Source organism: Blautia sp. TM10-2 (assembly GCF_003480845.1).
Taxonomy (GTDB): Bacteria; Bacillota; Clostridia; order Lachnospirales; family Lachnospiraceae; genus Fusicatenibacter; species Fusicatenibacter saccharivorans.
In genome coordinates this window covers 46,939-73,096 of the sequence record NZ_QUJZ01000015.1, presented here as the reverse complement: position 1 = coordinate 73,096, position 26,158 = coordinate 46,939, and the positions used below count along the sequence as shown (strand labels likewise).

General features: G+C 48.8%; 27 protein-coding genes and 1 pseudogene. 11 read left to right on the top strand and 17 right to left on the bottom strand.

From position 1 onward, the window contains the following. The first annotated feature begins 80 nt into the window (after positions 1 to 80). The 6 genes from DXD92_RS15200 to DXD92_RS15175 all read left to right on the top strand — a co-directional run bounded on the left by DXD92_RS15200 (position 81) and on the right by DXD92_RS15175 (position 7,695). Positions 81 to 1,469, top strand: a complete 1,389-nt coding sequence (locus DXD92_RS15200) for an alanine/glycine:cation symporter family protein (protein ID WP_055226893.1) — start codon at positions 81 to 83, stop codon at positions 1,467 to 1,469. 60 nt (positions 1,470 to 1,529) lie between these two features. Continuing rightward, positions 1,530 to 2,435: an alpha/beta hydrolase gene (locus DXD92_RS15195; protein WP_118601528.1), complete on the top strand. Its 906-nt coding sequence runs from the start codon at positions 1,530 to 1,532 to the stop codon at positions 2,433 to 2,435. Position 2,436: 1 nt separating this feature from the next. Further along, positions 2,437 to 3,177, top strand: a complete 741-nt coding sequence (locus DXD92_RS15190) for a LytR/AlgR family response regulator transcription factor (RefSeq protein ID WP_118601527.1) — start codon at positions 2,437 to 2,439, stop codon at positions 3,175 to 3,177. Positions 3,178 to 3,228: 51 nt separating this feature from the next. Next, positions 3,229 to 3,888: a sensor histidine kinase gene (locus tag DXD92_RS15185; RefSeq protein WP_055219159.1), complete on the top strand. Its 660-nt coding sequence runs from the start codon at positions 3,229 to 3,231 to the stop codon at positions 3,886 to 3,888. A 184-nt stretch (positions 3,889 to 4,072) separates the two neighbouring features. Continuing rightward, entirely contained in the window at positions 4,073 to 5,875 is a 1,803-nt protein-coding gene (locus tag DXD92_RS15180) for an ABC transporter ATP-binding protein (RefSeq protein ID WP_118640930.1), read from the top strand. Beyond that, entirely contained in the window at positions 5,875 to 7,695 is a 1,821-nt protein-coding gene (locus DXD92_RS15175; RefSeq protein ID WP_118640928.1) for an ABC transporter ATP-binding protein, read from the top strand. The genes DXD92_RS15180 and DXD92_RS15175 overlap by 1 nt, the downstream gene beginning before the upstream one ends. Before the next feature lie 109 nt (positions 7,696 to 7,804). Here DXD92_RS15175 and DXD92_RS15170 read toward each other — a convergent pair whose 3' ends face one another. The 4 genes and pseudogenes from DXD92_RS15170 to DXD92_RS15155 all read right to left on the bottom strand — a co-directional run bounded on the left by DXD92_RS15170 (position 7,805) and on the right by DXD92_RS15155 (position 9,852). After that, a complete protein-coding gene (locus DXD92_RS15170; RefSeq protein ID WP_055219153.1) occupies positions 7,805 to 8,410 on the bottom strand; it encodes an NUDIX hydrolase in 606 nt (201 codons plus the stop codon). Positions 8,411 to 8,436: 26 nt separating this feature from the next. Next, a complete protein-coding gene (locus tag DXD92_RS15165; RefSeq protein WP_055265559.1) occupies positions 8,437 to 8,694 on the bottom strand; it encodes a hypothetical protein in 258 nt (85 codons plus the stop codon). A gap of 81 nt (positions 8,695 to 8,775) precedes the next feature. Then, positions 8,776 to 9,183, bottom strand: a pseudogene (locus DXD92_RS15160) (glycoside hydrolase family 3 N-terminal domain-containing protein); the annotation flags it as partial. 30 nt (positions 9,184 to 9,213) lie between these two features. Beyond that, a complete protein-coding gene (locus DXD92_RS15155; protein WP_118640926.1) occupies positions 9,214 to 9,852 on the bottom strand; it encodes a bifunctional 4-hydroxy-2-oxoglutarate aldolase/2-dehydro-3-deoxy-phosphogluconate aldolase in 639 nt (212 codons plus the stop codon). A gap of 204 nt (positions 9,853 to 10,056) precedes the next feature. On the opposite strand from DXD92_RS15155, the gene DXD92_RS15150 reads away from it, so the two are divergent. Both DXD92_RS15150 and DXD92_RS15145 read left to right on the top strand, forming a co-directional pair. Then, complete coding sequence (locus tag DXD92_RS15150; RefSeq protein ID WP_055265553.1) at positions 10,057 to 10,932, top strand: AraC family transcriptional regulator; 876 nt, start codon at positions 10,057 to 10,059, stop codon at positions 10,930 to 10,932. A gap of 54 nt (positions 10,933 to 10,986) precedes the next feature. Further along, positions 10,987 to 11,250 carry a hypothetical protein gene (locus DXD92_RS15145; protein WP_022461360.1) on the top strand — a complete coding sequence of 88 codons (264 nt, stop codon included), beginning with the start codon at positions 10,987 to 10,989 and terminating at the stop codon, positions 11,248 to 11,250. 146 nt (positions 11,251 to 11,396) lie between these two features. Here the strand turns inward: DXD92_RS15145 and DXD92_RS15140 are convergent, their stop codons facing one another. The 3 genes from DXD92_RS15140 to DXD92_RS15130 form a co-directional block, all read right to left on the bottom strand. Beyond that, positions 11,397 to 12,353, bottom strand: coding sequence for a D-2-hydroxyacid dehydrogenase (locus DXD92_RS15140; protein ID WP_118640924.1), 957 nt, complete (start codon positions 12,351 to 12,353; stop codon positions 11,397 to 11,399). A gap of 175 nt (positions 12,354 to 12,528) precedes the next feature. Then, positions 12,529 to 13,314 carry a hypothetical protein gene (locus tag DXD92_RS15135; protein ID WP_055226627.1) on the bottom strand — a complete coding sequence of 262 codons (786 nt, stop codon included), beginning with the start codon at positions 13,312 to 13,314 and terminating at the stop codon, positions 12,529 to 12,531. A gap of 490 nt (positions 13,315 to 13,804) precedes the next feature. Beyond that, positions 13,805 to 14,503 carry a 5'-methylthioadenosine/adenosylhomocysteine nucleosidase gene (locus DXD92_RS15130; protein ID WP_117804838.1) on the bottom strand — a complete coding sequence of 233 codons (699 nt, stop codon included), beginning with the start codon at positions 14,501 to 14,503 and terminating at the stop codon, positions 13,805 to 13,807. Between the two features lie 304 nt (positions 14,504 to 14,807). On the opposite strand from DXD92_RS15130, the gene DXD92_RS15125 reads away from it, so the two are divergent. Continuing rightward, on the top strand, positions 14,808 to 15,050 hold the full coding sequence (locus tag DXD92_RS15125; RefSeq protein ID WP_022461364.1) for a TIGR03905 family TSCPD domain-containing protein: 243 nt from the start codon (positions 14,808 to 14,810) through the stop codon (positions 15,048 to 15,050). A gap of 184 nt (positions 15,051 to 15,234) precedes the next feature. Here the strand turns inward: DXD92_RS15125 and DXD92_RS15120 are convergent, their stop codons facing one another. From DXD92_RS15120 to DXD92_RS15110, 3 genes are all read right to left on the bottom strand, one after another. After that, positions 15,235 to 16,857 carry an MBL fold metallo-hydrolase RNA specificity domain-containing protein gene (locus tag DXD92_RS15120; protein WP_117509956.1) on the bottom strand — a complete coding sequence of 541 codons (1,623 nt, stop codon included), beginning with the start codon at positions 16,855 to 16,857 and terminating at the stop codon, positions 15,235 to 15,237. Between the two features lie 627 nt (positions 16,858 to 17,484). Then, on the bottom strand, positions 17,485 to 17,982 hold the full coding sequence (locus DXD92_RS15115) for a DUF6147 family protein (RefSeq protein ID WP_118640922.1): 498 nt from the start codon (positions 17,980 to 17,982) through the stop codon (positions 17,485 to 17,487). A gap of 58 nt (positions 17,983 to 18,040) precedes the next feature. Further along, the gene (locus tag DXD92_RS15110; RefSeq protein WP_118640920.1) at positions 18,041 to 18,994 is read right to left on the bottom strand and encodes a DUF4367 domain-containing protein; all 954 of its coding nucleotides are present in this window, start codon (positions 18,992 to 18,994) and stop codon (positions 18,041 to 18,043) included. A gap of 83 nt (positions 18,995 to 19,077) precedes the next feature. On the opposite strand from DXD92_RS15110, the gene DXD92_RS15105 reads away from it, so the two are divergent. Continuing rightward, positions 19,078 to 20,145, top strand: a complete 1,068-nt coding sequence (locus DXD92_RS15105; RefSeq protein WP_117509959.1) for an undecaprenyldiphospho-muramoylpentapeptide beta-N-acetylglucosaminyltransferase — start codon at positions 19,078 to 19,080, stop codon at positions 20,143 to 20,145. 3 nt (positions 20,146 to 20,148) lie between these two features. On the opposite strand, the gene DXD92_RS15100 is transcribed toward DXD92_RS15105, so the two are convergent. After that, on the bottom strand, positions 20,149 to 20,673 hold the full coding sequence (locus DXD92_RS15100) for an RNA polymerase sigma factor (protein WP_158568377.1): 525 nt from the start codon (positions 20,671 to 20,673) through the stop codon (positions 20,149 to 20,151). Between the two features lie 59 nt (positions 20,674 to 20,732). After that, positions 20,733 to 21,149: an HIT family protein gene (locus DXD92_RS15095; RefSeq protein WP_172680766.1), complete on the bottom strand. Its 417-nt coding sequence runs from the start codon at positions 21,147 to 21,149 to the stop codon at positions 20,733 to 20,735. 203 nt (positions 21,150 to 21,352) lie between these two features. Here DXD92_RS15095 and DXD92_RS15090 point away from each other — a divergent pair, with 203 nt between their 5' ends. Then, the gene (locus DXD92_RS15090; protein WP_055219129.1) at positions 21,353 to 22,036 is read left to right on the top strand and encodes a two-component system sensor histidine kinase NtrB; all 684 of its coding nucleotides are present in this window, start codon (positions 21,353 to 21,355) and stop codon (positions 22,034 to 22,036) included. On the opposite strand, the gene DXD92_RS15085 is transcribed toward DXD92_RS15090, so the two are convergent. The 5 genes from DXD92_RS15085 to DXD92_RS19075 form a co-directional block, all read right to left on the bottom strand. Continuing rightward, the gene (locus DXD92_RS15085) at positions 22,011 to 22,685 is read right to left on the bottom strand and encodes a rhomboid family intramembrane serine protease (protein ID WP_226906363.1); all 675 of its coding nucleotides are present in this window, start codon (positions 22,683 to 22,685) and stop codon (positions 22,011 to 22,013) included. The two genes, DXD92_RS15090 and DXD92_RS15085, sit on opposite strands and share 26 nt — an antisense overlap. A gap of 307 nt (positions 22,686 to 22,992) precedes the next feature. Beyond that, on the bottom strand, positions 22,993 to 24,462 hold the full coding sequence (locus DXD92_RS15080) for a DUF6382 domain-containing protein (RefSeq protein WP_118640919.1): 1,470 nt from the start codon (positions 24,460 to 24,462) through the stop codon (positions 22,993 to 22,995). A gap of 16 nt (positions 24,463 to 24,478) precedes the next feature. Further along, positions 24,479 to 24,904, bottom strand: coding sequence for a TadE/TadG family type IV pilus assembly protein (locus tag DXD92_RS15075; RefSeq protein WP_243004587.1), 426 nt, complete (start codon positions 24,902 to 24,904; stop codon positions 24,479 to 24,481). Between the two features lie 2 nt (positions 24,905 to 24,906). Further along, entirely contained in the window at positions 24,907 to 25,338 is a 432-nt protein-coding gene (locus DXD92_RS15070; RefSeq protein ID WP_022461943.1) for a prepilin peptidase, read from the bottom strand. Between the two features lie 195 nt (positions 25,339 to 25,533). Further along, positions 25,534 to 26,158, bottom strand: a 625-nt coding sequence (locus DXD92_RS19075) for an RNA-guided endonuclease InsQ/TnpB family protein (RefSeq protein ID WP_243104921.1), incomplete at its 5' end; no start/stop codon positions are given.

Here is a 26,158-nt window from a genome sequence, read left to right as displayed (position 1 = left end):
TATAATAGCAGGTAACGGTGCTTTTATGCTTTGACGTTTCACAGTGCCGCAAATATTTTGAAATGAGGGTTTTTGAAAACATGATTGTCAATCTCATCACCACAGTCTACAACTTTCTCTGGGGCGATCTTTTTACGATTCCGCTCCCGGGCGGCGGCAGTCTCGGAATCTCCCTTCTGATTCTTCTGCTGATCCCAACCGGCATCTATTTTACGATCCGGACACGTTTTCTTCCTATCCGTCTGTTCCCGGACATGATCCGTGCCCTGTCGGAAAAGAAAAATGAAAAAAGCAGCCTTTCTTCTTTTCAGACACTGATCGTTTCCACCGCAACGCGTGTCGGTATGGGAAATCTGGTCGGCGTTGTCGCTGCAGTCTCCGCCGGAGGCGCAGGTGCTGTGTTCTGGATGTGGGTGACGGCTATCATCGGCTCGTCTACCGCGTTTATCGAAGCTACGCTCGCACAGCTTCACAAAGAAGAAGATCCTCTGTACGGCGGCTACCGCGGCGGTCCTGCCTACTACATTCACGATCTGGTTGAAGACCACCTCAAGAAGAAAAAACGATACGTTCTGCCGGCTGTTCTGTTTGCCATTGCCGGTCTGATCTGCTGGTGCGGTATCAGTCAGGTAATCAGCAACTCCGTGGCTTCTTCTTTTAAAAATGCATTTTCCATTCCGCCGCTTTACACCAGTATCATGCTGGTGATTCTTTCTGCAATCATCGTACTGCGGAAAAATGCAACCGTAAAGGTGCTGGATTTTATAGTTCCTGTCATGGCAGTCTGCTATTTCTTTATCACACTGTTTATCATCGCAGTCAACCTCCGTCAGATTCCTTCTGTGTTTGCACGCATTTTTGAGGAAGCCTTCGGACTTCGTCAGATGGCAGCCGGCGGTTTTGGTGCTGTTCTGATGAACGGTGTAAAGCGTGGTCTGTTTTCGAATGAAGCCGGTTCCGGCTCCGCTCCATGCGCCGCTGCCGCCGCAGAATGTGACCGCCCGGCCAAAGCAGGCCTTGTACAGGCGCTCGGCGTTTTTGTTGACACAATCGTCATCTGCAGCTGCACCGCAATGATTATGCTGCTTGCACCAAAGGATCTGATTAATGGCCTTTCCGGCATGGATCTCTTGCAGACCGCCATGCAGTATCATCTGGGAAAATTCGGTGTGATTTTTATCGCACTTACGCTGTTTTTGTTCAGCTTTTCCACGTTCCTCGGCATTTTGTTCTATGCAAGAAGCAACGTTGCCTACCTGTTCGGTGACAAGTGGTGTTTCCAGACCGCTTACAAGGTTCTTGCACTTGTAATGCTGTTTATCGGCGGTATTGCCGCATACACTTTTGTGTGGGATCTTGGTGATGTCGGCATCGGGCTGATGACAATTTTCAACATTATTGCACTGTATCCACTTGCAGGTGAGGCGCTTTCCGAGTTAAAATCATATGAGGAGTCGAAGAAATTGTAAATCCTGTGGATTGCTGTTTCGGACCGAAAAAGGGGTTTTAGAAAAAGGAGGTTTTTACACATGATCATTGAACCATCAAACTACACGTATGAGACAATGCCGGACTACACGGACGCGGTAGACGGCGCCGTGGAAATTCCGGTGACCGGAGAGGAAATGGAGATCCGCTATGCGCATGAAGTTGTCTACGACGAGGCGCACAATCTTCATCTGGAAATTTTCACACCATTCCAGATGGCGCACCCGGAGCGCACCTGGCCGTGCATCACATTTATTCAGGGATCCGCCTGGATGAAACAGTATGTCTACCAGAAGGTCGGCATGATCGCCCGTCTGGCGCAGCGCGGCTACGTTGTTGCAATCGTCGAATACCGTCACAGCGGAATCGCACATTTCCCAGCGCAGATCATCGACGCAAAAAATGCGGTACGTTTTCTGCGTGCGCATGCGGAGGAATACAAGCTGAATCCATCGCAGATGTTCCTAATGGGAGATTCTTCCGGCGGACAGGTTTCTTCCGTTGCCGGCATGACCGCAAAGAGCGGAAAACTTGACGAGCCGATCAATGAGGAAAGCTGCGAGGTATGCGGTATTATCGATCTGTACGGAGCTGTTGATGTGACACTGCCGTACGGCTATCCGATAACGCTGAACCATCAGAAACCGGACAGCCCGGAGGGCATGCTGATGGGCTATGACATTACCGAGCATCTTGAGGAGGCTAAGGCAGCCTGCTCCAAAACATACGTGAACGAGGATTTCCCGCCGATGCTGATCGCACACGGCACCAAGGACACGATGGTGTTCTGCCAGCAGAGTGTCGATCTCTACCACGCATTAAAGGATGCCGGAAAAGATGTACAGCTGTATCTTCTTCGCGGCGCAGACCACGGCGGTGCAGCATTCTGGACCGAGGAAATGATTACCGTTTACGATAACTTCTTCAAAAAATGTTTGGGTGAATAACATGAGAATTGCTTACTGCGAAGATGAACCGGCGCAGCGTTCCCGGATGGAACTGCTGCTCCACACCTTTGCGGAGCGAAAAAGGCTTCCTCTTACCGTGGAAGCCTTTTCAGACTCCGCTGCTTTTCTGTTCCACTACCCTGACTCGTATCCGTTCGATCTCATCTTTCTCGATATTGATCTCGGCGGAATGGACGGCATGGCGCTGGCGCGGAAAATCCGTGAGACGGACAGCGAGGTGCCGATTCTCTTTCTGACGAACCACAGAGAATACGTTTTCGAAGGGTATGAGGTGCAGGCGTTCCGGTATCTCTTAAAGCCGGTGACGGAAGACACACTGTTTCCGCTGCTCGACGAACTGCAGACGATGCGCGGACAGGAAAAGCCGCATCTGCTGCTTTCACTTGGCGGGGAGACGCAGAAGCTGTTCCTCTCGGATCTGCTTTTTGTGGAGTCCGATAATCATTATCTGACGCTGCATACGGCCGCCGGCACGGAAACGTTTAAGAAAAATCTGTCGGAGTTCCGCGAAGAGCTTTCCGCCGCATGGCAGGCTTCTGGTGGGACAGGAGAATGTTTTGCGGCAGCACACCGGAGTTATCTTGTGAATCTCGCTCATGTGGAGCGGATCACGCGGACGGAATGTCTCTTGTCGGACGGAACAAAAATTCCGGTCAGCCGCGGATGCTATGCATCACTCAACCAGGTGTTCCTGCAGTTTTACCGGCCGAATGCGTTTTAAAGGTTTTGCATTTTTTAATTTCCAATTCCGAACGAACCGAGGTGATGTTTCATGGCGCACATTCCATTTTTATCCCATTATCTGGAACGCAAAAATATCGAATACCAGAACCAGCTTCTCGCCCGCCAGGTCGAGGAAGTGCAGAATATCTATCTGACAATGCGCGGCTGGCGTCATGATTACCACAATCATCTGCAGTCAATGAAGGCATATGTTGAGATGGGACAGTATGATAAGCTGCAGGAATATCTCGGGCTGCTCGAAAATGATCTCGATCAGGTCAACCAGCTCTGCGACTCGGGGAATGTGAATCTCGATGCGATTTTAAATTCCAAAATTTCACTCGCCGAAAAGAACGGCATCCGCGTGGATTACAAGGCAGCCTGCCCGGCCAATCTTACGGTGAGTGATATTGATCTCTGCGCGCTGATCGGAAATCTGATTGACAATGCGGTGGAAGCATGCGAGGGCCTTGCGGATCCCTATATCCGGCTTTATATTGGTGTGCTGAAAAACCAGCTGTATATTTCCGTTACGAATGCAACAAAGGATACTGTGCGGAAGCTGGACAGCGAGTATATCACCACGAAGCGCGGAAATCACGGGCATGGGCTGAAACGGATCAATCTTGTTGTGGAAAAGTACGAAGGATATATCAACCGGCAGAACGAGCCCGGCGTTTTCGTGACGGAGATTATGCTGCCGCTGTAAAAAGCTCTTTCCAGAATTTTTTGATTTTGTCCGATGATTCTACAGAAAAATTTTGCAGAACGTGAACACTTTTTTTGCTGTTCGCGTTCTTTTTTGTTCCATTTACGTACTTTTCCCCCGTGTTTTGCATGAATATGGTAGGATAACTACAGTTCACGAAAGACATGTGACAGAGGAGGTCTTTATGTATTCATTATGGTCTAACTACATTTATATTCATCGGGAGCTGTGGCATTACAGCAAAAAGCCGTTTCTCTTTCAGGCACTCGAAATCGTCTCACAGGTGCTCACCGGCTTTTTCGGGATTCTGCTTCCTGCCGGGATTCTCCTGTTTCTGGAACAGAGCAGCGGCTTTTCCGGATTTGCACTTGGAACGCTCGTTCTCTTTCTTTGCTATGCCGTTGTTTTTGTCAGCCACACCTTTCTGCAATCGCGGAACGCCTGGCAGTATACCGAATTCCGGACCGGCTTTTTTACGCGCCGCCTTCTCTGTCATTTCATGCAGATAGATTATGCGGTTCTGACAGAACCAAAAACGCTGCAGCTCGCCGAAAAAGCCGTCGGAGCCACCTGCAGCAACTGGGTTGGCGTGGAAGGCATGTTCCGATACGATGTCACAATTTATTCTTCGTTTCTTGGGCTGATTCTCTACGCAGGACTGATCGGAACCGTCCATCCGGCTATCATTCTTCTGCTGCTTGTGCTCTCGGTTCTGCAGTTTCTCAGCTACCGCCGCGCGGCTTCTTACGAAGTCCGCCGCAGAGACGATCTGTCTGAAATTGAAGTATCGCAGCGCTATTTCCAGAAACAGTCGTACAACACATCCGCCGGAAAGGATATCCGTCTGTATCAGCTGAACGGATGGCTCGATGGTGTTTATCGCCAGCTCAACAAGCGGTATCAGAAAATTCTGTTCCGCATCCGCAGCGCCTACTTTGCAAATGATCTGCTGACACTTACACTACAGCTTCTGCGCGACGGAATCTGCTATGGCTTTCTGATTTACCGTCTATCCCACGGCACGATGACCGTATCCGGCTTTGTGCTTGCGCTCGGTGCCGTCTCCGGTTTTTCTTCATATTTTAACGAGATCACCGCCGCGCTCTCCAAATCCGTGCTCTGTCTCGAGCAGATCCGCTGGCTGCGGGAATTCTTCGATCTTCCGTTCCCTGCAGGCCACACGCTGCCGTTCCGGCCGGAACTTGCGGAAGAAAAACCGCTGGAAATCTGCTTTTCCCACGTCTCGTTTTCCTATCCGGGCAGCGATAAAAGGATCCTCGATGATGTCAGTTTTACGCTCCATGCGGGTGAGCATACGGCACTTGTCGGCATCAACGGCGCCGGAAAATCCACAATTGTCAGGCTGATCTGCGGACTATATCAGCCGACAGAAGGGAACATCACCATTAACGGCATTCCCCTTGGCAGTCTGAATCCGGCACAGTATTACAAAGCAATCGCAGCGGTTTTTCAGGACCCGTTTGCACTTTCGTTTTCGATTGCAGAAAATGTGAGCTGCTCCCCGCTGGAAGAGACCGATCGTAACCGTTGCCGAGAAGCACTCATCCGCGCCGGACTCTGGGAAAAAATTGCAAGTCTGCCGCAGAAAGAAGAAACCTATCTTGGCAAGGATATGGCGGACGACGGCATTACGCTTTCCGGCGGTGAAATGCAAAAACTGATGATGGCGCGGGCACTCTATAAAAATTGCCATCTGCTCCTGCTCGATGAGCCGACGGCTGCGCTCGATGCAATCTCGGAAAATAAAATGTACGAAACCTACAGCACACTGCTGAAAAATAAGACTGCGCTTTTCATCTCGCATCGTCTTGCATCGACACGCTTCTGCGATACGATCCTGTTTCTCGAAAACGGAAAGATCAAAGAATGCGGAACCCACGATGAGCTGATTGCCCTCGGCGGATCGTATGCGCATATGTTTGAGGTGCAGAGCCAGTATTATCAGGAAACGGAGGAAGATATCTGATGAAAATGAAAGAACGGTTTCATGCCATCTGCCGCTTTTTAACTATGGTGAGCCAGGGCAATCACCGCGTGCTGTTCTGGCTTCTCGGAAGCGCTTTTGCAGCTGCAACGCTGCCGTATCTCTCCTTGTTTTTCTCGGCGCGAATTTTGAATTTACTGCTTGCAAAGTCGTACCGCGCCTGTCTGTATACTGTTGTCGTCTTTCTGCTTACGCAGTATGGGCTGGGATTGTTTGAAAAAATCTGCCGTCAGTATCTCGACGGCCAAAAAGAACTCTGTCTTGCACGCACGGAACAGAAAATCACCGCAAAGGCGCTGGAGCTGGAGTTTGAGAAATTCGAAAAAACAGAGACGATGGATGCCATCCGGCGCACCAACGTCTCCTCCATGGGATCGGGAAATGTGGGTGACCAGCTCATTGTCATTCATACGCTGATCACTTCCCTGCTCTCGGTTCTCTATGCCCTGTTTTTCCTGCTCCGTCTGTTTCTTCTGTCCGCCAGCAGCAGGAAGAACTTTTTCACCTCGCCGTTTTCGATGCTTGCACTGCTCCTGCTCTGTGGTGTGCAGCTTGCACTTTCCTCCCGCATCAACCGCAAGAGTACACAGAAAAAGATAGAGCTGAACCAGGGCAACGACCATTCCAACTCGGTTGCCAATTATCTCGCCAATGCGACGCTGGAAGAACGGCGCGCGGACGATATCCGCATCGGTCATTTTGATCACTTTCTCGACACACAGTTTGGAAAGGCCATGGAACATTTCCTGCCGATGTACCTCGACTTCGCCCGCTTCTCCACCATCACAGACGGAAAAAACGCGCTGCTTTCGCTCCTTTCCAATTTCGCTGCGTACCTTGTGATCGGCGCCAGGGCTCTGTACGGCGTTCTCCCCATCGGGGATGTTCTTCTGTATGCCGGTTCCGTGACACGCGCCATGAGTGATCTTCAGACATTTCTCGCAACCGGATCGGAGTTCGACTATATCAATTCCTATCTCTCGACCTATGAGGATTTCATCGCGCAGCCGTCTATGGCCTACGACGGTACACTGCCGATTGAGAAACGCGACGACGGCCAATATGAATTTGCGTTCCACGATGTCTCATTCTCCTATCCCGGCACGGATCTTCCGGTGCTCGAGCATGTGACACTGTCCTTTGCCGTCGGCGACAAAACCGCCCTCGTTGGCCGCAATGGAGCCGGAAAAACGACACTCATCAAGCTGCTCTGCCGCCTGTATGAACCAACTTCAGGTTACATTACCCTAAATGGCATTGACATCCGCAAATACAATTACAAAGAGTACACCCAGGCCTTCTCCGTGGTTTTCCAGGATTTCCACCTGTTCTCCCTTCCGCTCGACGAAAACATCGCCGCAGGGACTACGATTGATGAAGCTGCTTTGCAATCCTCTCTTGCAAAAGTCGGTCTCACCGACCGTGTACAGCAACTCCCGCAGGGCGTCCGCACCCGCCTTTACAACAACAACGGCTCCGGTGTCGACCTCTCCGGCGGCGAGGCCCAGCGCACCGCCATCGCCCGCGCCCTCTACAAGGATGCCCCGTTCGTCATCCTCGACGAGCCGACCGCAGCCCTCGACCCGATCGCTGAGGCCGAAATCTATGAACAGTTCAGCCAGATGATCGCCGGTAAAACGGCTGTCTACATCTCCCACCGCATGAGCAGCTGCAAATTCTGCGACCGCATCATCGTCCTCGACCACGGCCGCATCGCCGAAGACGGAACCCACGACACCCTCCTCGCAAACCACGGCATCTACGCCAATCTTTACGAAACCCAGGCCCAATACTACACCTGAGTCCTCACCCTCCCGTCCCCCACAACGTAAATGGGAGTCAGAAAAACACAACCCCTGGCAGTTCGTGCTAAGAACTTCCAGGGGTTGTGTTTTTCTGGCTCCCCTCCACTTATTTCAGGAATGCAAACGGCTCCTCATCATGAATAAAATGCATCAGATGATAAGAACACATAATTGCTACATTTTCTTCCTTTAAGATTCTCTTTGCCTCCTCGCGGTCAGCAAGGACAACTTCGATCACTTCGCTCTCTTCGAGGTATTTGCGGCTGATCTCGCCCTCGCACCAGCCGTAAACGGCAGAGCATGCTTCATCAGTCAGGCCGATTGTGGTGAAGAACGGTTTCTCGTAGCAGGGATCTACTTTCAACGGGTGAAACGTAAGACCGGTCTCCTCATGCATCTCGCGCACGGCAGCCTCATGGAACTCCTCGCCCGGTTCCACCAGGCCTGCCGGGAATTCGTAGATGTAGTCATCAATGGAAACGCGGTACTGGCGCACCAGGACAATTTTGTCGCGTTTTTCCCCGTACAGACTGTACATCAGCACACCGTCCGGCGTATTTTTCCTTGTTTTAATCTTCATCTGCTCGATGGATTTTGCGCGGGAAGCCACGTAATAGCGGAAGTGATGGTTTACTTTGTTTGTCCCTTCCACCAGGTAAAGATTTACGAACGGATTTTCCGTCTGTTTTGTGATTTTTTCAACATTCGGCATAAGTAACAACCTCTTTCTTTTCTCTTTTACTGGTCAAAATCAGTCTCAAACACGCCCTCCGGGGTGCGCATCGTCAGCACGCCGAGGTTGAATTCATCATCCATCACCGTGATGTGGTACTCGAAAATCACATCATCATCAAATTTCGATAATACCACATAGGAACCGTTCTCTTTTCCCTCGATCTGGTCGCAGATGTCATCGTAAACATCGCTTCCCGAAATCGGCCGCGGATAGCCGGATTCTTTGATTTTCTTTTCAATCATTTCATATAATTCGTTCATGTTCTGCCCTCGTTTTTCTTTTTATCGGTTATGTTTCATTGTACCACGAAAAGACCCGCGGGGACAATCCATTGCGGCGATTCACCGTGAACTTTTTTTATTTTCATACATCTTCTGGTCCGCCTGTTTCATGATGACGGATTCCGAGATTTCCATGTTTTCCCGGACCATTCCGCCGACGGTGCCGTTGATTCTGTTGTACGCCGTCATGATGCCCTCTGCGCCGCTCTCCTCAATACATCTGCGGAACGGCTCGAGATACAGCTCATATTTATTCCGCGGGTCAATCGAAGAGTTCTTCCAGCCGCGGCCGACCTCGGTGTTGTTTCCATAGAAGTGTTTCAGGGTTGATGCACAGCGCAGATATTTTGGATCGTCGCCCTGCATTCCCTCGATGTAAGCGCCGGCCATTTTTCCGGTCAGCGCAGGGTCCCCGCCGTAGCCCTCCTCGTTTCTTCCCCATCTCGGATCACGCTCGAGGTCAACGGTCGGTGCCCAGCGGCTGCGGGAAGGATGTCGTCACGTCCGGCTTTCCTTTACGATCTCAACCGCCTCTTTCACCAGCTCTTCGATGCGGTCGAATTCGTTGTTTTCAATCATCGTATTTTTTACCATCCAGCTTCCGCCGCATGCTGCGATGCGGTCGTATGCCAGGTATTCTCTTACATTCTGCGGGTTGATGCCGCCGGTCGGCATGAATTTCATCATGGTGTACGGTGCTGCGATGGCACGGATGTATTTCAGTCCGCCTGCCGGTTCTGCCGGGAAGAATTTCACCATGGTGAGCCCAAGACCGATCGCCTGCTCCATCTCAGTCGGGGTCACGATGCCCGGGATCACTGGTACTTCGTGTGCCTGGCACCATTTTACTACCTCCGGGTTGAGGCCCGGGCTGACGATAAATTTTGCTCCGGCTTTCACGGCGCAGTCCGCCTGCTCGATTGTGAGCACAGTTCCGGCTCCCACCAGCATCTCCGGGAATTTTTCGCTCATAATGCGGATGGATTCTTCTGCCGCATCGGTGCGGAAGGTCACCTCGGCGCAGGCAAGTCCGCCCTTGCAGAGAGCTTCGGCAAGCGGCTCTGCTTTTGCTGCATCCTGTAAAACGACAACCGGCACAATGCCGTATGTTCCAAGCTGTTCGAGAATCTGATTCATGATAGCTGTTCCTCCGTTTTGATCTTTATCTGAAAATTATTCTGCATTCTGTTTTTATTTTATTCCCTTGTATCATAACCGGACAGGTTATTTTTTTCTATTGTGCGGATTGCCGAATACATTGTAAAACTTGCTGTTTTGTGATATGCTGGGAATTGTTGTTATGGTTCAAAAATATCATTTTTTTGCAAGGATGCTTTTATTATGAAAGAAAAACTGCAGACGAAATTTGCCACCCGGCAGTACATGATTTCGGATACGTTTGAGTTATACTATTACAGCACCGACGATGTGCCCGGAGTAAAAGAACATACGCATACGCATTATGAGTTCTATCTCTTTCTCGAAGGGGCGATCTCACTGGAAATCGACGGAGTGCTCTACACACCGACGCCCGGCGATCTTCTTCTGATTCCGCCCGGCGTGCCGCATCATCTGGTGATGCACGACCTGTCTGTGCCGTACCGCCGCTTTGTGTTCTGGGTCAGCGCCGCTTTTGCAGAACAGCTCCGCGCCCGTTCCGCCGACTACGTTTACCTGATGGAATACGCTGCCGAAAATCAGAAATATCTGTTCCCGCTCGATTCCGTCGAGTTCAACACGATCCAGTACCGCACCATCCGACTGATTGAGGAAATGCGGTCCGATCATTTTGGAAAAGAGACGCAGATTTTTCTCTACGTCAGCGACCTGCTGATGCAGATCAACCGCACGGTGTATGAACAGCACCACCCGCTCACCCGGAAGGCGCAGCTTTCGCTGTATGAACAGCTCTGTTTCTATATTGATGAGCACCTGTCCGAGGATCTGTCGCTCGAACGGCTGGCGGCGGAACTTTTTGTGAGCAAATATCACATTGCACACGTTTTCAAGGATGAAATCGGCATGTCGATCCACCAGTACATTTCCAAAAAGCGGCTGGCAAGGTGCCGTGAAGCGCTGCTCGGCGATGTACCGGTCACGAAGGTGTATCTGCTGTTCGGATTTCACGACTATTCGAGTTTTTACCGCGCGTTTAAAAAAGAGTACGGGATCTCGCCGAAGGATTTTAAAGAACTGCATACCGTTACCAGCGATTAACACGGTCGTTCCAAATGCACTGTTCACTTTGTACTTTTCAGGAGGATTTTTAATATGTTTCAGATGTGGGGAAAATTAGTGGAAAACAATCATGTTCTTCAGGATCTTACCGTCTGCATCGACGATGAGGATACCAGAACGCACAAGGTCTTCCGTGCGCTCGATGAAATCTGTGATGCCTGGAATCTGGCGAAGCCGATCTGGCTCGATACGAATATTTCGGAGTTTAAACGGAGATCGAAAACGCGGTTCACACAGGATAATTTTATTGAATCGCTGGAGTTTGATTATCTGGAAATTCAGATTACAGAGGAATAATGTTCTCTCGTTTTTGCAGCAATAAAGCAAATGCAAAAGCCGGGCATCCGGCGGAACTTGGGAGTGGCTGTTCTTACAGTCCCCTCTGCGGTTCCGTCGGATGTCCGGCTCTTTTTATGTATTTTGTCCCTGGCTTTGTACCCCTTTTATACCACGCGGTTTTCCATGCCGCCTTCCAGGTACGAAGCAATATTTTTCTGCACCAGTCCGATCAGGCGCGTGCGGGCTTCCTTCGATGCCCAGGCGATGTGCGGCGTAATGTACAGGCGGTCATCGTCCGCCATTTTCAGCAACGGACTGTCACTGCGGATCGGCTCGCTGGAAAGTACATCGAGCGCTGCTCCGGCGATCAGGCCCTCGCGCAGGGCACAGCAGAGGTCACGCTCATTCACGATCGAGCCGCGGCCGACGTTGATCAGAATTGCGTTCCGCTTCATGTTGGCAAACGTTTCGATATTCATCAGGTTCTCGGTCGCCTCATTTAACGGGGCGTGGATGGAAACCACATCAGAATCCTTCAGCAGACGATAGAGATCGACCCGCTCGTAGTCCGGATCGTCGTGTGCACCGGAGGTGGAGTAATAGATCACACGGCAGCCGAATGCCTGTGCAATCGAAGCCACTTTTCTGCCGATCGCGCCAAGGCCGATGATGCCCCACGTCTTGCCCTCCAGCTCGGTGAACGGTCTGTCCATGCAGGTGAAAAGACTGCTGGCGGCGTAGCTGCCGTTTTTTACGTAATCATCGTAATAACGGAGTTTTTCTGCCAGATAGAAGTACATCGCAAAGGTGTGCTGGGCCACGCTGACGGTGGAATAGCCGGCGACGTTCGTCACGGCGATGTTGTGGCGCTTCACATAATCGAGATTGATGTTGTTGATGCCGGTCGCGGTGACGCAGATCAGTTTCAGGTTCTCCGCGCCGGACAGGGTGCGGCTGCACATGCGCACCTTGTTGCAGATGACAATATCCGCCTCCCGCACACGCTCCGGGCATTCCTCCTCCGTTGTTTTTTCATATACTGTCACTTCTCCAAAACGGGAAAAGCCGGACAGATCCATGTCCTTTCCCAGTGACTCTGCCTCAAGAATTACAAGTCTCATGTTGGTTCCTCCTTTTGCAGATGATGATTCTGCTTTATCCGGGAAAGCAGTGCCGCCTGTCTGTTTTGAAAGACGGCACTGCCTGAAATATTTTTATCTTAGATACCTGCGGACTGCCGATTCGGAAATATGGTCATGTCGATATGCCATGCTCCCCGGTCTGATCCCCTGGTATTTACACGTATTCGCTGATAATCTCCCTCATCAGCTTCTCTTCCTCGGGCGTCAGCATTCCGGCAAACCTGCTCTCGGCCGCGGCGGTCTGGCGGATGCCCTCCCTGACTTTCGAAATCCTCGCTTCTTTTTCCGGATCTGCGAACAGTTCATTCCTCTCTTTGGCGGACTCGCTTCCCGCAGTCTGCGCTTTTGCTTTCGCCGCTCCGGTTCCTGCCTGTGCCATGGTTTCCGCCTGCACCGGCTGCCGTTCGGTCTGCTGTACGGTTTCCAGCACCGCACTCTGTTTCGTCGCTGCAAACTCATTTTCCAGATAGTCTGTCCAGCCGTTCAGCAGAATTTCCTCTTTTCCGCCGAAATCCAGACAGAGCCGGAAAAAGACAAGGCCTCCGGCGAGCGCGGTGCCCGTTCCGAGGTAGCGCATCAGCTCCGCCTCTCCATAACGGTATCGGTAGATCGCCCACAGCGAAAGAATCGACAGCGCCAGAACCGTGAGGATCATATTCTGGCTTCCGCGCAGAAGCGTCGGGACTGCCATTCCCGCTGACCTGCCCTGTGCAATCTGGCTGCGCATAAACGCCCCGGCATTCGAAAAGGGATGCGCTTTTCTCTGACACGTTTCCAGCACCGACCTGGTCCATTTCGACTTTGGTTCCTTCAGCCTTCCGAGATCGCGGATGGCCCGGGTGTAGAAACGGTTATTCCAGAACAGGCACCACACACCGGCGATTCCTGCTGCTATCATTGCGTATAAGAACACATTTTGTTTCACACAAAACTCCAGCATTCTTATTCCCCCTGATGATTTTTGAATTTGCCTGTCATGATCATATGCCGGTGCTTCCGTTGCGGTGCATCGGCGGATGCCGCGGCAGAATTTGCGCGCACAGGATTCTTCCGCTGGCATATCGGCAGTGGAGACGTGTTACAGTTCACAGGTACCTGGGAACTGTAACATTCGCAGCCCTCATTGAAAATTTTGCTTCGCAAAAGGAGGGCTGCTCACACCTGAATCACTTTCTTACGCAGCAAAACAGCAAGTGTTTTACTGCTGAGCAATCCGTAGTGAGCATCTTCTTGTTCCGATGTGCCACAGTATAGCACTGCCGGAAAAATTTGGAAACAAAAAACGTTCGTCAAATTCTTTGTGATTCTGTGCTTTTTCGCGTGAATTTTTATTTTTCGTTCCTTCAGGGGACTGCTTTCGTGCCGGTTCGCGTGGTTTCGCTGGTTTTCGCCTGCCCGTTTGTCGATTTTTTCTTCTTGCTTTTTTTAGATTACAGGCGTTTTACCATTTCCTGCAGCAGGTTGACACAGTGGCGGGCTGCCTCGCTCTCAAAGGTCGGGTAGTCCATTGTTGCGCTGTCGTCTGCTTTGTCGGAGATGGCGCGGAGTACGACGTATGGAATCTTGTTCAGATAAGCGCCCTGCGCAATCGCAGCGCCCTCCATCTCGGCGCAGGAACCGTTGAATTCCTCGATCAGACGGTTTTTCACTTCTTTGCTGGAAATAAACTGGTCACCGCTGACCACGCGTCCGCGGAATACCTGGATTTCCGGATTGACTTCCTTGCAGACTTCCTCTGCCACCTCTGCGAGGTGCTCGTCTGCCTGGAAGCTTAAAACACCCATCTGCGGAATCTCGCCGAGCGGGTATCCGAAGATGCGCACATCCATGTCATGCTGAACAGCATCGGTCGAGATGACGATATCGCCGATGTTGATTTCATTCCGCAGGGAGCCTGCAATTCCGGTGTTGATGACACAGTCCACGCCGTAATCATCTACAAGAATCTGGGTGCAGATACCGGCGTTTACTTTGCCGATTCCGCTGCGCACAACAACCACTTCTTTTCCGTTCAGGTAACCGTGGTTGAACTCCATGGATGCCTTCGTGCGGATTGTAACATCCGTCATCATTTCCTTTAAGCTTGCAACTTCAACTTCCATTGCACCGATAATTCCGATTAACTTCATGTTTATGATATCCTCCAATAACTTTACATGTACTCCCCGATTCTTTCTGTTCTTGCTTTTATGAAATCATTTTTGTCAGCGGTCAGCCGCTAAAGTAAGAACGGAAAACTCCGGGAGTCCATTTTCTTTTCCTTCTGGTTTCTTTGTAATTCCTGTTACAGTATACAATAAATTTGGGATCTGTGGTATCTTTTTTCTTTGCTGTTTTCGTAATCTATGATATAATAGCAGGAACCGAAGAATTATCGTGGCTGAAGTTCACGATAATGTTCTAATTTTTTATTCACAAAGGAGGATCCTATCGATGGAATATACAACAAAAGGTACCTGTTCCAGAAAAATTCTGTTTGAGGTAGAAGACGGTAAAGTACACAACGTACAGTTCGTAGGCGGATGCAACGGAAACACACAGGGTGTTGCAAGACTCGTTGAGGGCATGGACGTAAACGAAGCCATCTCCCGCATGAAAGGCATCGACTGCAACGGACGCGGAACATCATGTCCAGACCAGCTTGCAAAAGCGCTGGAACAGGCTATCCAGAAATAACTTTTTTTACGCTTGCTCTTTTTTATTATAATAACTCCCCGGGGAATGCTCACCCCGGGGAGTTTGTAATTTATCCACTTCTGTTTTTTCTTTTCTGATGCAGCACAGCTTCCCTGCCGCCTGCTTTCTTCCGGTTTTTCTTCTATATTAATAGCACAGTCTTTCTTCCAGCCACCGGACTGCTTTATCTGTCCCATTTGTCGCAGAGACTGTTGATCTGGTCAGCAAATTTGGAAAGATCTTTGTTGGCGCCGCCTTTGTTTCTTGTAATAACCGTAAGCAGCCGCTGACCAGCCGCAACGAGGCGGTCGAAGACGGCATTTCCGCTGCTTCTCGTGCGCAGGGTTCCTGCATTTGCGGCACTTTCTTTCTGGATCGGAATGCCGACAGTTTTCTCGATAAATTCATTTTCTTTCAGATCAAATACGGTTCCGGAGAACGGAGCCATCGCCGGATAACGGAATTCATCCCACAGTTTTTCTGCAAAAAGTTCCGTCACCTTATCCTCTCCGTGCGTCACGAAAACGCGGTCCGGTTTTGCCCGCAGACTGCCCGCCCATTTGAGCAGTCCTTCCTGATCTGCGTGGCCACTCATGCCCGGGAACTGGATGATGTGCGCGTTCACATGAACCTCTTCCTGGAACAGTTTCACTTCCTTCGCGCCTCCGATCAGCGCCCGTCCCAGTGTACCGACGGCCTGATAGCCGACGAAGAGAACCGTACTCTCCTGCCGCCAGAGGTTGTGCTTCAGATGATGCTTGATTCGGCCTGCATCGCACATGCCGCTTGCGGATATGATGACCTTCGGGGTTTCGTTGAAGTTGATGGCTTTCGACTCATCGGATGTAATCGAGAGCTTTAAGCCCGGAAACAGAATCGGATTAATGCCCTGCGCAAGGAGCGCAGCTGCATCGGAATCGTAGCACTCTTTCTGATGATCGCGGAAAATATTGGTTGCCTCAACGGCAAGCGGACTGTCCACGTAAACCGGGAATTCGCCGTGGCCGTGAACCAGATGTTCTGCCTTAATTTCACGAATAAAGTACAGCATCTCCTGCGTTCTTCCAACAGCAAACGACGGGATCACGAGGTTGCCGCCGCGGTCGAGCGTTTCCTGAATGATTTTTGCCAGCTCCGGTACATAATCCGGTTTCGGACCGTGGCTCCGGTCACCGTAGGTGGATTCCATAATCACGTAATCAGCGCTCTCCGGGTACTCCGGGTCGTTGATCAGCGGCTGATGGATATTTCCGATATCGCCGGAGAAGAGCAGTTTTTTCGTCACACCGTCCTCTGTCAGCCACAGCTCAATGGATGCGGAGCCGAGCAGATGACCGGCATCGAGAAAACGGATCTGAATGCCGTCCGATAGTGTCACACGCTGATGATACGGAATGCCCTCCAGCAAGCGGATCACGCCGAGGGCGTCCTCCATTGTGTATGGTGTGACGTAATCTTCTTTTCCCGCCCGACGGTTCTTGCGGTTCCGCCACTCGGCCTCGGCGAGCTGAATGTGTGCACTGTCGCGGAGCATGATGTCCGAAAGCGCTACCGTCGCCGGAGTCATATAGATTGGGCCGCGGAAGCCGTGCGCATACAGCAGCGGCAGATTTCCGGTATGGTCGATGTGCGCGTGCGTGATCAATACAAAATCAAGCTGGGATGCCGGGACCGGAATCGGCTTGTTTTCATAAATATTCGGTCCCTGCTCCATACCGCAGTCCACTAAAAACTTCTTTCCGGCAGCCTCCAGATAATAACAACTGCCCGTCACTTCATGTGTTGCTCCAAGAAATGTAAGACGCATAAGATGCCTCCTGTTCTCCCGTTTTGTTCGGGGACAAAATGTTGTCACTGCGGGTCAAAACACGCGTTATGCGTTTGGCCCGTTATCGCGGCCAGCATGGTCTTTGACGCGTTGTCCGCGAAAATAATCTGAAATTCCTTTTGTATTTTATGCTTATTCTCTCTTTTTTGATTATTATAGCATAATATCTGGCAGATTCCAACGGAATTTTAAGGCAGATTGCACAACAATCTTGATATTTTTGTTCAATTATGGGCATCGGCCGCCGGAAGTGCATAGAAAAGAGGCACCGGTATTCCTGCAGTAATACCGATGCCTCACTTATCGGGGCCAGCCGATGTTCCGTATGATCACTCACACACTGAACATAGTAACACATGATGACTCAGATCTGTGTTGTGGTTGGAAAAAGGAATTTCGACGCGTTGAAAATCCTGAAAGATCTGCGTTTTCGTCTTAATATATTCATTGTTATAAGGTTTCTATAGGGGACTGGCCCCGAGGTTTTCAGGGAGAGGGTAATGAACTACTTTGGCTTAAAAATCATTTTCATTCGTTTGCATTACTCTCTTGTGCTTGTATACATGATACTTCATTTACTTGTTTTACTATTTTGAAAGATAATAATCATCCAATGTATATACCGTCAGTTCTACTTCCACCATTCTCAGTAACGCCACTTTTAGTACAAGAATGATATCCTCTTAAACGGTAGTAATAACCTTTTTCTACTTTCACCTGCGTACTAAAATATAAAGAATTAGTATTATAGTCTATATTTTCCCACTTTTTATAACTGTAGAAATTACCATCGCCACTTGAACGTTCCAGATAAAGATTAAATTTCACCGTATTACAAGTGACATTACACAATGTCGCACCACCCACTCCAACATATCCATTCCCATTATTAGTGATTCTTACATATCCCTCGTGTAAATATGTACTTCTCGCCACACTTTGATAATTTCCTTTTGCTTCTGTATCATTTGTCAGTTCAGATCCATCAATTGTGTTGCCCAAATAGTCTAATGCATCTGCCTGTGCATTCACCGTATTTAATGTCATAGTTAATACAAGCACTGCGCAAAAGAGTAAGCTTTTTAAATTCATAACCTTTTTCATACTTCCTCTTTTCCCTCGTTTTCATCTACGTACTATATACGGATATTCCCTTAAATAATTACAAATTATACTGCATTTCGTTTAAAATTTTTATTAGTTCCTCTTTTTCTATTTGCCCACTCAATTGGTAATATGCATCTTTATATTTCCAAATTGCATAATAATTTTCTTCGTTATTCTCCGCGATTGTTCCCATTTCAACTTCTATTATATCATCAAATGTTTCTACTTGAACTTTCTCTTTATCCTTCCAACTTCCTTGTGATAAATCCTTCTCATTTGCAGCCAAGCGAAAATACACAAGTTGTTTATTGTATTGATATTCTATCGAAGCCATTTGTATCTCAGACATTATTACCGTTTTGCTATATTTCATTCCCGTTGGAATATAATAAAATTCTGGCACAGCAAGATGTAATTTGTTTTTTATTTCTTGAGTTGCTTCATCCAAACTTCCAGCAGAATATTCCCTATTCTCTCCATTATTCATCCCTGTTCCATCGCCCGTATTCCAAACTCCATGCACCGATTCCACCAACCGAATCCGATTCGCCTCGCTCGTCATACTCGCCCCAAAAACGCAAGCCCCCACAACCAACACAACACCAGCCGCCTTTGCCGTCCGTACCCAGTGTTTTGTTGTTTTCGCTCTCTTCGCAATCTTCTTCTGTCTCTCCGCCTGCTTTTCGCGTTCTGCCTTTCTCTCCACGATCTGGCGGCGGATCTCCAGTGTTTTTTCTGTCGGATTCCCTTCCGTGTCCGCGAGTCCTTCCTTCTGGAGGCGCTGCTGGAAGCGCTCGTACATTGCGTTCAGTTCTTCCTCTGAAAGCGCAGGCGCAGCCTCCTGTTCTGTTGCTGTGTTTCCTTCCTCTGCCTTTACAACTGCCGATTCCCCTTCCACCGTTTTCGAATCCGCAGCCATTTTTTCTTCCATCGTCTGCTCCAGTTTCTTTTTCAGCTGTTCTTCTTTTTCTATCTTTTTCATCTTCTTCCGTTCCTCGGCATTTTCCATGTTGTAACCGCTCTTGACTTTTTTTCTTCTTGAGGGGATAATAAAAGCCAAATGATATTATCAAATTCCAGGGAGGAATTCTCATGAAGCATATTGTTCTGACAGGCGGAGGTACCGCCGGCCATGTTACCCCGAATATTGCCCTGATTCCAAAATTAAAGGAAGCAGGTTATAAAATCTCTTATATCGGTTCCTACGGCGGTATGGAGCGCAAGCTGATCGAAGATCTCGGCATTCCGTACTACGGAATTTCATCCGGAAAGCTGCGCCGCTACTTCGATCCGAAAAACTTTTCCGATCCATTCCGCGTCGTAAAAGGCTACTTTGAAGCAAAAAAACTGCTCAAAAAGCTGAAACCAAACGTTGTCTTCTCCAAAGGCGGCTTCGTTTCGGTACCGGTTGTCCTTGCCGCCAAAGCATGTAAAGTTCCGGCGCTCATCCATGAATCGGATATGACGCCTGGCCTGGCAAATAAACTGTGTATTCCGTCCGCTGCAAAGGTCTGCTGTAATTTCCCGGAAACCGTTAAATGTCTCCCGGAAAACAAAGCCGTTCTGACCGGAACGCCAATCCGCCAGGAACTGCTGTCCGGCGATGCACGGGAAGGCCTGAAGTTCTGCGGATTCAATGCCGCAAAACCGGTTATTCTCGTCATCGGAGGAAGCCTCGGTTCCGTCGCTGTCAATCATGCGGTCCGTTCTATTTTACCAGAACTTCTGAAAGATTTCCAGGTGATTCATCTCTGCGGTAAAGATAAACTGGATGCATCCTTAAATGGTACCGAAGGTTACGTTCAGTTCGAGTACATCAAAGATGAGCTCCCGGATCTCTTCGCCGCAGCAGATCTGATCATCTCCCGCGCCGGCGCAAATGCGATCTGCGAAATCAGTGCTCTGGCAAAACCAAACATTCTGATTCCGCTTTCTGCCAATGCCAGCCGCGGAGACCAGATTTTAAATGCGCGTTCCTTTGAGCGTCAGGGTTACAGTAAAGTTCTGGAAGAAGAATCCGTGAATGCGCAGACTCTTCAGTCCGCAATCCGTGAGGTTTACGAAAACCGTCAGACCTACATCAATGCGATGAAGAAGAGCAGCCACACCGATTCCATCGGCCGCATCCTTTCCCTGATCCAGGAATGCGAACGCAAATAGTAACTACAGAAATCCCCTTTCTCTGGCTTTGTCAGCAAAGTGCTGGCAAAGCCATTTTTTCGTCCGGGTCATTTTCACCCGCAGATTTCCGATGGTGATACCCATTTCGGATGCTACTTCCTTTTCCGAACGCTCATGCACCTTGATTTCACGCGTAATATAATAACCCGATTCATCATGATCTTTCAGTGCATCCATCACTTCCTGAAAAAAATGATTTCTCTCCTGCTTTTCTTCCTCTGCAAGCGTCGGAAGTTCCATCTCTTCCGCCCGAAGATCCTCATCCAGTTCGTTCCAGTCAAAACGTTGTGTTTTTCTTTGATAATCAATTCCCAGATTCTTTGCAGCGACACGGACCCAGCCTTCTACTCTGTCTTCATCCAGCGCATCAATATTCAGGTACAGTTTCACCATCGTTTCCTGTGCGATATCATCCGCATCGGCTTCATTGTGCACCACCTGCATTGCGGCTGAATAGGCTGTCATTACATACTTTTTATATATTTCTGAAAAGTTATTTTTGTCCATTGTTCTCCGCCCCTGTTCGTCTGTCATTGATTCTTTTTCTGGCTGCTGCCAGCCTTTTCTCAGGCCTTCAGCTCTGCCGTCACGCTCTCAATGATCTGCTCTTTTACCGCATCCTCGAGAGTTCCCTGCTTCCATGCAGCAATACCGGCATTGTCACCTTCATATCTTGGAATCAGATGCATATGGAAGTGGAATACCGTCTGTCCTGCTGCCTCACCATTGTTCTGTACCAGATTGAAGCCATCAGAATGAAGCGCTTTCGTCATGGCCGTCGCCATTTTTTTGCCGAGAATCATTGCTTTCGCTGCGGTTTCATCCGGAATTTCATAAATGTTTGCAAAATGCTGTTTTGGAAGAATCAGCGCATGTCCTTTCGTTGCCGGTCCCTGATCCAGAATGACACGGAACTCATCGTCCTCATACAATGTCGCGGTTGGAATTTCTCCGTTTGCTAATTTACAAAAAATACAATCCATGATCTTTTTCTCCTTTACTTTTTTTAATTCTTCTGTTGTTCCGAATCCCGTTCTGCACGGTTCCGAACAACTCTATTTTCTCACTATTTGTCGAAAAATGTCAAATAATGCAGAACGCTTTTTGTTGCGCGCTCCCCCTTTTCAATGCTAAACTTTTGCCTAATCAAAAATCATTACCTACGCATCATAAGGAGGATACGGCTATGTCAAAAGAACCAACAACCAATTCACAGGGCTTATCGGAAGAATGTCACGCTATGATTTCCCGGATTTCACATGAGGTTCGAAATCCTGTTGCGGTTATCCACAGCTTTCATCAGCTTCTTCTTTTAGCGCATCCGGAGCTTTCCAACGATCTCTATTTTCAGAAAATCCAGGAAAATATGGCTTTTCTGAACTCCCTGCTCGATGAGCTCTCCTGCTATAATCATTCATATCGGGCGGTACGCGCTTACGTGAATCCTTATCTTCTGCTCCAGAATCTCTGTGCCGATACCGGCGTTCTCCTCGAAAAACAACAGGTTTCCATTGAACTTGTCAAGGAATCTGCCATTCCGCGCTTTGCCCTTGATACCACGCAATTTCGTCAGCTTTTTCTGAACCTGATCCGAAATGCGGCGGAAGCAATGCCTTCCGGCGGAACGATCAAAATCTCTCTCTGTTTCGACGGTGACTTTCTGACCATCCGTGTGCAGGACACTGGCTGCGGAATCCCCGCCGAGGATCTGCCGACTCTCTTTGACCTTTTTGTCACACATAAGAAAAACGGAACCGGCCTTGGACTTGCCATCTGCAAGGAAATTGTAACCGCACACGACGGCACGATTTCCGTTTCTTCCGTTCCCGGGGAAGGAAGCACCTTTACGGTCGTTTTCCCCTTTTCCTGATCCTTGCCATTCCCGGATAGAGAACCGCCATCAGGACTGCACCTGCCAGAAAACCGCCGATGTGTGCGAAGTTGTCCACATTTGAAGACTGGAATCCGACCAGCAGCGAAAGGACAGCCATGACGGCCATCCTCCGGAAGGTGAGATCCTCCAGCCTTCCTTTCCGAAATGCCAGAAGAACAAGCATCGCTCCGACAGCAGAAAAAATCGCTCCCGAAGCGCCGGCGGAAACTGCCGGTGCTTCCCCTGTTTTCATCAGGGACAGTTCATGCAGATACGAGCACAGATTTCCGACGAGTCCGCCGCCCAGATAGATGACCAGATAACGGATCTTTCCAACTGCGCGTTCCAGGTAATCCCCAAGGAACAAAAGAAGCAGCATGTTGTTGATCAGATGCTGGATGCCAAAGTGAAGAAACATACTCGTAAACAGGCGATAGTATTCTCCGCTCTCAATCAGCGGCGCATACGCCGCACCGCAGTCCATCATATGTCTGGAGCTCTCTGTCCCTCCGGTCAGTGTGACTGCAAGGAATACCAGAATATTGCATACGACGATGACCAGATTGATGCTGTTTTTTGACCTCTTCCACATACGGTCCACGATATCTTCGTTCGGATCGTAACTGTTTTTCCTTTGTTCTTCCATTACATCATTTCCTTATCTGTGCTATTTTTTTATTATAATTTAATTCACTTGTAAATGCAAGAAATCGTCAAATTTTTTTCTTTTTTGATAAACGTTTTTCGACAATTATTGACGCTTCACGACGGCTTTCGACGTTTTATGACATTATTTTTTACATTATTTCTTTTTTTAATTTTATGCATAATTTTCTTTTCTATAATATTTTTGTTTCATTCGCATAACTTTTTTCTTCGATCATTCTGGCATATTAAAAATAACGCATCCAGCACTTTCTCCAAATCGAAAAAGTGTAATGCGTCATTTTTCTCTAATTTCTGTTTTTCTCTCCCGCCTTATACCGGTATTTCTTCCCGGCAAATGAGATATCGTCTCCATCCTCCAGCTTCTTTTTTGTCTCGCCCATCAATGGAACGCCATTCACCGTTGTTCCGTTCCGCGAATTCAGATCCAGCAGATAATCTCCCTCTTCTGTACTGACCAGCTTTGCGTGAAGGCGGCTTACCGTACGGTATGGCAGAATTACATCTGCCGCCGCTGACAGTTTTCCAATCAATGTGCTTCCGCGTTCAATCGGAATCAGCGGAAGATCAATCGGATCTATCGGAATCAGATATGCCCTTCCCTCATCCTCCGGGCTGGTCAGCAGTTCCGTTTTTCCAAACAGATCCTCTTCATGCCCCTCCAATTCCATCAGGCTGTGCATCTTTCTGTTTTCCTGTTCTTCATTCTTTTCCCATGTTTTCTCTTTTTCGACTGAGGAATCCCTTCTCCATCCCTGCTGTTCTGTATCGCTTTGCGGATTCCATGTTCCATCTTTCTGTTTTAAGCCCTTCCGATTCTGATATTCCGAAAATACATCTCCTGTTTCTCCTTGTTTCCGGATTCCTGCGGCCTTCCCATAGCTTCCTGTTTCTGTTCCCGACTGCCGCTTTTTCCATCGGCTGGCAAGTTCCAATGCCAGACTTACAATTCCCACAACAGCCGCCGCTCCTCCCAGCACCAGATACCAAACAGTTTCGGCCTGTGTCCACCGCAGTGCCAGCACACCTCCCAGAAATCCGATGCAGATCACTGCTTCCACAATATTTTTCCAGCGTCCCTCATCCTTTTCTTCCGCCGCTTCCACTTCTTGTTCTTCCCAAAGTGTTTCCTCCATCTGTACAGGCGGATTTTCTTCCCTGGGACGCTCTTTTCCCTCCTGCTCCGTCGTTTCTTTCTTCTCTTTCCCTGTCTGATATAAGAGTGCCTGAATCATCTCAACCGAAAAGATCTCCGCCGAAATCTCCCGATACAGTCCATACCCGAGTACCACCGCATCCTGCTCCTGGTGATCCAGCTTCGGCAGCAGATATTCCATCAGCTCCCGGATCTGCTTCTGAAAACAGCCTGTGTGTCCCTGCTTTCCCGGCAGATAACAGAAGGAAAAGTTCTCCAGATTTGCATCTGCAAAAACCAGCTCCGGCTGCAGAACGAGGCCGTCCGGTGCAAGCAGGTACTGCCCCAGTTCTTCGAGAAGATCCAGCAGCTGTTCAAACAGTTTCCGCAGCGCCTCCGCCCCAATCGAGCGCTGTTCAAACACACTCTGAAGTGACTGCCTTGATGTCACCTCATAGTAAAACAATGTTTTATCATCCATTTTCCCGATTTTGCAGTCCAAAAGCCCTGGGATTGCGTTTGTCAGCAGCATACGGATCTGATACGACGCCGTGTCCGGCTCTTTTTCCTCCTGTAAAATAACATACGTATGGTTCAAATCTCTTTTATAATCAATCTGCATTTCTCCGCTTCCGTCCTTACTTCTGGTTCCAGATCTGTTTTACTGCCCGTATCTTCCGGATCGTTTTCACCGGATTGTTTCTCCTGATTTCACTCAAAACCGAATATTCCCACGCGTTCCGGCTCCAGATTGGCAGAATGTTTCCTTCTGCTTTTATCTGAATCTCTTTTTCTCTGCACACCGTCTGTACGGTCACCGGTTCAGCCGGAAGCGGTATCTGGGAAATCCACCATTCCATCCGGCTTTGGGCGGCTGCCTCTCCTTTTTCCACAGACAGGCGGCCTTCACTGGCGGCAAGCATTGTGCTTTCATATGCCGCAAATGTATACCAGCTCCGTGCGTGCACAAAAAATGTCAGCGACAGCAGAAGAAAAATCACCATCAGAACAAGCGGCACGACCAGAACTGCCTCTACCGTAATACTTGCTTTTCTCATTTTCACTTTCAAAGCATTCCGCACCTCCCCACAAATCCAAGCAGCAGAAACGGCACCAGCGGTATAGAATCCTGTTTCCGTATTTTCTTCCGCATCAGAAGAACTCCGCAGAGTACCGAACAGAGAATGAGTCCCAGCGTCAGAACGCCGAACGTCTGCCCAAATCCCAGCCAGATTCCAACCGTCAGAAGCAGAAGGCCGTCCCCGTATCCCACCTGTTCCCGTGATATATAACTGAGCGTCAGAAATCCTGCTCCCGGCAGCAGGGACAGCAGCCATTCCAGCCACGATGTCTGTTCCACCAGAATCTGCCATCCAATGCCTGCAAGGAATAAAACACCGGTCAGGACAAGGCTGATCTGCCGTTTCCTCACATCCATCCCGGCAAGAATCCCAAGATACAGCAATATAATTGCACTCTTTACTTCTTCCTGATACACAGCCGCGGCCTGCCACTCAAAATGTGATTAAATATACTTATCACATCGAGATAATGTAAGTTCTCACGAATCTTACTTACTGCTTCAGTGTGTATACTTTTGATTGACCGAAATCATATCTACTCGTAGGTCCATGTACACTCCACAGTCGTTAATTCCCGAAATAGCCTTCGGTACATACTTACATTTGCTTCCTTATGCAATCTTGTAAGTTTTTACGTCCCTCAGATTCAGTGCCGCATTGAAATCCCTGTCTTCGACATAGCCACAATGACATCGAAATGTTCTATCGGAAAGTTTTAAATCTTTCTTGATCGTTCCACAACAATGGCAGATTTTTGATGATGGATACCATCTGTCTGCAACCCGAAGTTCAATGCCATTTTCTTTGCTTTTCGCCTTCAGTTTTATTCTGAATTCGTAAAACTTCTGCGAAGCAACTGCTCTTGAAAGATGTTTGTTCTTCATCATCCCCGATACATTTAAGTCTTCAATCGTTATATAAGATGGTTTGGTTTTTACGATCTCTGCGATTGTCTTATTGATGTAATCCGTACGGATATTGTCTATTTTATGATGAAGTTTTTGTACCTTAAGTTTTTGTTTTTGTATATTCGCTCTTTGAGTGGACTCTCCTTTCTTTAGATTTTCATACTTTCGGGAGAGACATCTCTGTTCCCGAACGAGTCGTTTTTCTAATTTCTTTAATCTTGCTGATTTGTTGATATTCTTATAGGTCTTACCATTTGAAACAATGGCAAAATCCTTTAGCCCCAGGTCGATGCCGATTCCTTCGTTAGAAGGATCAGCAGTTTTGTTG